Source organism: Lyngbya aestuarii BL J (genome assembly GCF_000478195.2).
GTDB lineage: Bacteria > Cyanobacteriota > Cyanobacteriia > Cyanobacteriales > Microcoleaceae > Capilliphycus > Capilliphycus aestuarii.
The window spans coordinates 1-8217 of sequence record NZ_AUZM01000128.1 but is presented as its reverse complement, the minus strand read 5'-3'; the positions used below and the strand labels follow the sequence as shown (position 1 = coordinate 8217).

The window sequence follows — 8217 nt, the reverse complement described above, 5'->3', positions numbered from 1 at the left end:
CTAAATGTTTGCTTGAATTAGAAGCAGAAATCCGAGAAAATCCAGGCCCAAAAGCCTATTCCAGTTGGGACTCAACGATTGATAAATTCTGGCGACAGAGGAAACTTGAAAACTATGTTCCTTTCCGAAATTATGGTGAACATGGAGGTAAACCTAATTTAGAGCATTATAAAAATGGTTTATCTAAAACTCATAGAGCAGATGTTCTTTATGGAAAATTAGCATTTATGCCTCTATATATTGACGCAGAAAAAAATTATCAGTTACAGTTTCTCTTGGTAAGGCTTAAAGCCCGATTGAAAGGAATTGCCCGGTTAGCAGTTGGGAAATATTTACGAAAGCCGATTTTACAAAACTCTAGTTCTCCTCAAAGATTACTGCGCTTCGCAATTTCCAGACAATTCACGTTCACACCCTAATCGCTGTCTTGCTGATAAAAATTAATCTATATTTTTAACTCAATTAATTAACAGTATTTAAACTGGCTTCCATTAAGCCTTTTGTTTGACCGGAAATACTATAAACTAACGCTTCTCGATAAACTCGTTGGGCGTGGTGTTGGCTTAAATTCGCCGCCCCACTCGATGCAATAACCGCCCCATGACTACAACGAACTGCTAAATGAATCGCCCAAGCCCTAAGTTGATATTTCTCGGCTAAACTCAAAGTCGAATTTTGTTGAGCGTGTTGAATTTTTCTCCGACATTGATTGAGTTCCTCAGTTAATATATTAACAGTTTCTCCAATAAAAGTAAACCCTTTTTTCTGAAAAGTTTTTTCTAAAATATCCAACCCCGCCCTCGCACATCCGAGTGCAAAAAAACTTGCTTTTAAGGCATTTTTTTGATCGTTTTCTGCTATCCAACCTACAGGTTTAAGAGAAACAACTTTTTCTGATGGTAAAAACCATTGATTTAAAGTCGCGGTAACAGTATTGGTTGATGTCATCGCACACAAAGACATCGGAGAACTCAGTTTAATTTCACCCTGGGAAGTGTTTAGATTTTCAAACGGAACTACCCCAAAAACCGCCCGTCCATCCGGTAAAGTTGCAGCGATAATAAAGTCTTTAAAAATAGTCCATCCCGTTACCCAAGGAACATTTCCATTGAGTTCATATCCTCCCGAAACTTCTTTAGCCACAATTGTCGGTTTTCCACTCCGTCTAAGCTGAGAAAAACCCACTCCCACCTTAATTTTTCCATGACTCATTTGGGGAAGATAAACTTCTTGAAGTTCAGTATTTGAACTCTGCATTAACATTCCCGCAGCACTTTGATGTTGGGTTTGTAGAAACGCCAACGCCCCCGAATATCGAGCAATAAGTTCTTGAAATTGAGCAAAATTTTCCGCACTGGCTTGTTTTCCGCCCCACCGTTGTGGAACTCTTAAAGCCAAAACACCCAAATTTCCCAACCCTTCTAAAGCATCTTGAAGGCGGCTAGAAGAACTATCAATTTCATTGGCAATTGGAGTAATAGAAGTTTGTAAGTAGGCTTCTGTTTGTTGAAGAAAATTAGACACGTTGAACACCAATACAGTTAGCTATACTTTATGTTGTGACGCAAAACCTAAAAAAATGCAAGTCGAGTTGATCGAGTGTGGTATTAATTTTCGTGAAACTGTTTATATTATTTGCAAATATTGCTTGATAATTTTAAATTAATCTTTCTAGTTTTTTAATAAATTAAGTCTGATATTTGATTGATTTTAATCGTCTCCCTTTGAGTAAATAAGTTCTCATTTTTCCTTTGCCTTTGATTTCAATCAATCCCCGTTCAACAAAAAGAAACTCTTTCTGTAAATAATCAAAAGTTGTTTCAGTGAGTTGAATTTCTCCGGGAATTCCATGATATTCCATACGACTAGCTGTATTAACAGCATCTCCCCACAAGTCATAAATAAACTTTTTTGTGCCAATGACACCTGCAATTACTGGCCCCGAGTTAATCCCAATTCTGATTTCTAGTTTAACATCGTTTTTAGCATTAAACTGATGCAAATCGTCCAACATATCTAGTGCCATTTCTGCAATCGCTGCTGCATGATCTTTTCGAGGATTTGGGAGTCCACCAACTACCATATAAGCATCACCAATCGTTTTAATCTTCTCTAACTTGTAGCGATCACATAGTTGATCAAAATCAGAAAAAATATCATTTAATATCCTGACCATTTTTTCCGGTTTAACTTCTCTAGAAAGCGTTGTAAATCCCACGATATCTGCAAATAAAATTGTTGCTTCTGCGAAACAATCCGCAATATTAACTTCTCCTTTTTTGAGTCGATCAGCAATGGACTGTGGTAAAATAGAAAGTAACAAATCTTCTGACTTTTTCTGCTCATTCAAGATTTCAATATTTGCCCTTCTTAATTCAGTCGTGCGTTCAAAGACTCGTTGTTCTAATTCTTCTGAAGTTTGACGTAACCGACCGATGACTAACGTTAAAGCAGAAATTGCAAGTATAGACAGTCCAGTTAACATTAAACTGGTTCCTCTTAGTCCAACGTGTACCTGTCGATTAATATTATCTAACGGTTGAGTAATTTCTAAAATTCCACGTACATCTCCCACTTTCCAATCCGTTTTCGGAGTTCCAGGGTAACTATTATGACAAGCAATACAACTCGGTTTTAAAATATCAGCTTGGGCATAACGAAAGGTGGATAATCCATCAAATTGTTCAAACCGAAAAAAAGTATCATTAGGATTTTGTTTCAAAAAAATCAGGGCTTCTCGCTCAAAATCATCTCTGGCTCCGCCCGTTTCTTTTCGCCAAGGAAAGGGATAATCACTATATAATCGAACTGAAATTCCCGGTTTCATGGCTCCAATCTGCTCCCCTAATTCTATCAAAAAAGTGGCAGGCAAAGGAATAGCCCCTGGATGAATAAGATAATCGTGACTAACTTTAATTCGATTATCCTTTTGGACTCGACTCACTACTTCTGAACTATAAAGAGTGCGAGATTCTGTAAGTGTATTTGCATAAAGTTTTGCATTTTGAAGGGCTTGAGATTTAATCAGATTAGAGGTCAAACGCGACATATTCCAGATTGACCCCCCCACTGCCATTAAACAAAGCAAGGTCAAAACCAAAATAATTCGTCGATAGAGAAGACGAGTGAACTTCAACCCCACCTGAGAAAAGAACGACAGCATAATCCTGATGCTATAAAATAACTCACGGATTAGCAAAAGCATACCGTTCTTCTAATATAACAACTCTCATGGATTTAGCAGTCTAATGACTTAACCGTTCTATTTCTCAAGTTAACTCAGTGGAAGTGGGTTCACAGAAGTTTATTGATCCGAAAAAAACCTCCATAAACCCACCCTATTTTTACAGAATAAAATCAGTCGAAAGGAAGTTAGATTTCCGTTCTCGAACCATTTGAGAAATTAAGGTTTTATTCTGTTCAATATCTTTAGTTGCCACTAAAGTCCGAATTGAAAATGAGCGCAACGCATCCGAAACCGATAACGTTCCTTCAGCCGAATCTTTGCGTCCAGTAAAGGGAAAAGTATCAGGGCCACGCTGACATTGGCTATTAATATTCACTCGACAAACCTGGTTCACTAGGGGATCAATGAGTTGAGCAATCGCATCAATATGTTCTCCGAAAATACTCACTTGTTGACCATAATTTGAGTTAACAATATACTCAATTGGAGTATTGATATCATCAAAGGGAATAATGGGTACAACTGGGCCGAACTGTTCCTCTGAATAAACGCGCATTTTTTCATTCACGGGATAGAGAACTGCCGGAAAGAAAAATGTCTCATTAACAGTACCTCCGGCTTCATTAATCACTTCAGCACCATGTTGTTTAGCATCCTCGACTAAATCAGTCAGATATTGAGGTTTTCCTGGCTCGGCAATGGGAGTTAATTTAACCCCTTCCTCCCAAGGCATTCCCATTTTTAGCTCACTCACTGCTGCCTTAAATTTCTCTAAAAACTGATCAGCAATTTGTCGATGAATGAACAGAATTTTTAATGCTGTACAGCGCTGTCCGTTGTAAGAAAGCGTTCCCAAAATACATTCTTTGACTGCGACATCTAAATTAGCATGGGGTAAAACAATCGCTGGATTTTTGGCTTCTAATGCTAAAATAGTTCGGAGTCGATGAGGTTGGGGATGTAGTCGTTCGATGCGATCGGCCGCTTTACTCGAACCAATAAAAGCAATGGCATTAATTTCACCAGAACTCATAATTGGTGGAGTCACTTCTCGACCCGCACCGTAGACCGAATTAACAACACCAGGCGGAAAAGCTTTTTGAAAAGCTTCGAGTAAAGGACGATTCAATAATGTTCCGGGTCGGGGCATTTTCAAAATTGCAGTATTGCCCATAATTAACGCTGGAATTAAAGTCGTAAACGTCTCATTTAGAGGATAATTAGAAGGCCCCATACACAACACAACCCCTAAAGGAGCGCGTCGAATTTGACCGATAACCCCTTCCTCAATCTCAAAGCGAGAACAGCGTCGATCTAAATCTTTAAGAGCATCGATCGTGCTAGCAATATAGTCTAATGTGCGATCAAATTCTTTAGCAGAATCCGCATAGGATTTACAAATTTCCCACATCAGAAGATTAATGACTTCAGACCGCTTTTCTTTCATGCGATAAGCAAAGTCTTGAACGTGTTCTATCCGTTTTTGTACCGACAAAGTTGGCCACAAGCCTCGACCCGAATCATAGGCATTTAAAGCCGCTTGTAAGACAGCTAATGCTGCTTCCTCACTCATTAAGGGAAATTGTCCGATCAGTTTGGTATTTAAGCCATTGGATGTTTTCAAACGTAAAGGTGAATGAACTTCCTCTTGTGGGCCATCCCAAATTCGCAATTCTCCATCAATCAGATACTCTTTTTGATCTAAAGGAGTTTCTAAGCGAAATTCTGAGGGGATAGTGTCTTCAGACGGAAACAGGTCTTGAATTTTTTGATGTAAGCTCATAATTGCTTGAGTTTAAAGGGATTAAGATAGAAATTATACTCAAGTTGAGATTTATTGTTGTGCTTGATGTTGCTGTTTTATGGCAGTTCGATCATTTATAGCAATTCTCATAGCTTTGAGGTACAGCTAATTTTCTCTATTCTCCTGTGTAAAATCGGAGTATTAAATAAGAAATAACTCATCAGTATTAAAAACGCTATATAATTAAAACAACTCATTCTCAAAATAAATTATGAAAATTATTAACCCCGAACAATCTTATACTTTCAGTAAAATATTTGAACTAAAAATAGAACCGAAAGATTTAGCAAAATACTTTGGCTATTCATTTTCGCGAACTAAGTTGAACTTATCTCAATATCAGGGAGATTTAGACAGGGTTGACCAGTTAAAAGAACGGATTGAAGAAATTTTACCCTATGCTTCTTTATCCAGCGAACAGGCGAGGAGAGAAATTTTGATTTCACCTTTAATTTTTGACCTTATTCATTATACAAAATCGGAAATTTTTATTGAATATTCTATAAAAGTTAGCGAGCAGTTACAGGGAAATTTAGATTATTTTCTGGAAAATGTTAATAGTTTATTGGTAATTGAAGCAAAAAAAGAAGACTTAGATTATGGCATGAGTCAACTGATCGCCGAATTAATCGCTTTAGAACAGTGGCAAGAAAACAAGCAGCAAACCCATCTCGTTGGTGCGGTAACAACGGGAAAAATTTGGGAATTTGCCCGATTAAACCGCGAACAAAAACAGATCGAACAAGGTTTAGAAAGTTATCGCGTTCCCGAAGATATTGAACCGTTAATGCGAATATTAGTTCAAGCGTTATCTTAAACCTCTTGAATTAAAACCCCAAAAAAGTAGGTTGGGTTAAAAGAAGTGCAACCCAACATAAACCTCTCGAATTAAAACCCAAAAAAGTAGGTTGGATTAAACGAAGTGCAACCCAACACATCCATCTAAAAAGGGAAAAGATAATGTTGGGTTTCGTTACCTCAACCCCACCTACAAAATTGGCGATCACCGTTTAATTTTATTTTGTTTATCCAGTTTTATTAATACAATATTTTCGTTCAAATCCAAGTTTTCTGATATGTCAACTCTGTCAATCGTATTCTAGACGAAGTTCATTTTCCATTTCCCGTTCATCCTTCTTCAATAGTATGAATATATCCGCTCCAACACCTAAGATTTAGTATAATGATATCAACTTTGACTCATTGTACAATTATGGGAAAAAAAATATGAAATGGCGGGTTGTTCTTGAATCTGATTCTGAAACCGGAGATAGGGCGGTTTGGTGTCCGGAGTTACCCGGTTGTGTGTCCGCAGGAGAAACGGAAGAAGAAGCCTTAGAAAATATTAAAGAAGCGATCGCACTTTATCTTGAACCTAATCCTATTGAATTAAAATCGGGTGCAGTTTTACGCGAGGTGTCAGTAGGATGACTCGTATCCGGCGCATGAATGCAGTTGATGTAGAACGCATTCTGGTACGGTATGGATTTGAGTTGGTGTCTCAGAAAGGAAGTCATCGAAAGTGGCGAAATCTCGATAGAGCTATTAAACGAACTATAAAAAGTAGGTTGGGTTAAACGAAGTGCAACCCAACACATCCATACAAACAGGAAAAAAATAATGTTGGGTTTCGTTGCCTCCACCCCACCTACAAAATTGGCGATCGCGATTTGTAGAGGCAAGAAAAAGTAGGTTGGGTCAAACGAAGTGCAACCCAACACATCCATATAAAAACAGAAAAGATCATGTTGGGTTTCGTTACCTCAACCCCACCTACAAAATTGGCGATCGCGATTGCTAGAGGCAATAAAAAGTAGGTTGGGTTAAACGAAGTGCAACCCAACACATCCACATAAACAGGAAAACAATAATGTTGGGTTTCGTTACCTCAACCCCACCTACAAAATTGGCGATCGCGATTGCTAGAGGCAATAAAAAGTAGGTTGGGTTAAACGAAGTGCAACCCAACACATCCACATAAACAGGAAAACAATAATGTTGGGTTTCGTTACCTCAACCCCACCTACAAAATTGGCGATCGCGATTGCTAGAGGCAATAAAAAGTAGGTTGGGTTAAACGAAGTGCAACCCAACACATCCACATAAACAGGAAAACAATAATGTTGGGTTTCGTTACCTCAACCCCACCTACAAAATTGGCGATCGCGATTGGTAGAGGCAATAAAAAGTAGGTTGGGTTAAACGAAGTGCAACCCAACACATCCATATAAAAACAGAAAAGATCATGTTGGCTTTCGTTGCCTCAACCCCACCTACAAGATTGGCGATCGCGATTGCTAGAGGCAATAAAAAGTAGGTTGGGTTAAACGAAGTGCAACCCAACACATCCATACAAACAGGAAAAAAATAATGTTGGGTTTCGTTGCCTCCACCCCACCTACAAAATTGGCGATCGCGATTGGTAGAGGCAATAAAAAGTAGGTTGGGTTAAACGAAGTGCAACCCGACACATCCACAGAAAAAGGGAAACAATAATGTTGGGTTGAGGTAACGAAACCCAACCTACAAGATTGGCGATCGCTGGCTATTAACAGCAATCTTTCTCCAAAGACGTAAAAACTCACACTTTGAACTGATAGAGAGGTAGAGGCTCTATTTTGATGGGGTGAGTCCCCAGACACTCTGATTTGTACATCTAAAATCTTACATGAGGATAATATTATGACTTCAATAACGTTTGGTGTTCCAATCACAGGAGAAATCAGCGTTCCTGGCGAAGAGGATACCTATACATTAGATTTAGCCGCAGGAGATCAGGTGTATGTGGCTGTAGCCGATCTCGTTATAAATGATGGTCTTTTCACTTCTGCAACAGTCTCTTTAAACCAAAACACCACAACTATTGAAAATGTAGAAAACAGTTCTATTCTGGACAAAAAAGAGTATCAGATTTCTGCATCTGAAGATACGACGATTGAGCTTTCTGTTAAAGATGAGTTTGACGATGGTACAGGTCGCTATACCGTTTTTGCTCAACGTACTAATAATCCTGTTGGTGCAACTCCAATCAACGTAGGTGAATATGCGGCCGGAAACTTAAGCATTGTCGGAGAGGAAGATGTATATACTGTTGAAATCCAGCCAGGGGATAAAATTTTCTTGAATACTTCCGGTTTTGGAGATCCCTCAATTGCTCCTGATGTTGAATTATTCAATTCTGACGGCATCCTGATTACCGAAGGATTGGAAAATCTATCTGACAACG

At 38.6% G+C, this 8217-nt stretch carries 7 protein-coding genes and 1 pseudogene; 5 read left to right on the top strand and 3 right to left on the bottom strand.

The features are described from left to right. Positions 1 to 419: pseudogene (locus tag M595_RS31330) on the top strand (LPS biosynthesis glycosyltransferase); the annotation flags it as partial. 43 nt (positions 420 to 462) lie between these two features. On the opposite strand, the gene M595_RS26475 reads toward M595_RS31330, so the two are convergent. The 3 genes from M595_RS26475 to M595_RS26465 all read right to left on the bottom strand — a co-directional run bounded on the left by M595_RS26475 (position 463) and on the right by M595_RS26465 (position 4970). Continuing rightward, positions 463 to 1524 carry an acyl-CoA dehydrogenase family protein gene (locus M595_RS26475; RefSeq protein ID WP_023069659.1) on the bottom strand — a complete coding sequence of 354 codons (1062 nt, stop codon included), beginning with the start codon at positions 1522 to 1524 and terminating at the stop codon, positions 463 to 465. Positions 1525 to 1687: 163 nt separating this feature from the next. Next, a complete protein-coding gene (locus M595_RS26470; protein WP_023069661.1) occupies positions 1688 to 3163 on the bottom strand; it encodes an adenylate/guanylate cyclase domain-containing protein in 1476 nt (491 codons plus the stop codon). 181 nt (positions 3164 to 3344) lie between these two features. Beyond that, positions 3345 to 4970: an NADP-dependent glyceraldehyde-3-phosphate dehydrogenase gene (locus M595_RS26465; protein WP_023069662.1), complete on the bottom strand. Its 1626-nt coding sequence runs from the start codon at positions 4968 to 4970 to the stop codon at positions 3345 to 3347. Positions 4971 to 5202: 232 nt separating this feature from the next. On the opposite strand from M595_RS26465, the gene M595_RS26460 reads away from it, so the two are divergent. The 4 genes from M595_RS26460 to M595_RS26450 all read left to right on the top strand — a co-directional run. Then, positions 5203 to 5808, top strand: a complete 606-nt coding sequence (locus M595_RS26460; RefSeq protein ID WP_023069663.1) for a hypothetical protein — start codon at positions 5203 to 5205, stop codon at positions 5806 to 5808. 410 nt (positions 5809 to 6218) lie between these two features. Beyond that, on the top strand, positions 6219 to 6422 hold the full coding sequence (locus M595_RS26455) for a type II toxin-antitoxin system HicB family antitoxin (RefSeq protein WP_023069664.1): 204 nt from the start codon (positions 6219 to 6221) through the stop codon (positions 6420 to 6422). After that, positions 6419 to 6568 carry a type II toxin-antitoxin system HicA family toxin gene (locus M595_RS29755; protein WP_083492884.1) on the top strand — a complete coding sequence of 50 codons (150 nt, stop codon included), beginning with the start codon at positions 6419 to 6421 and terminating at the stop codon, positions 6566 to 6568. Before M595_RS26455 ends, M595_RS29755 begins: the two co-directional genes overlap by 4 nt. Before the next feature lie 1105 nt (positions 6569 to 7673). Beyond that, positions 7674 to 8217: hypothetical protein (locus M595_RS26450; protein WP_023069660.1), on the top strand; the 544-nt coding region annotated here is incomplete at its 3' end.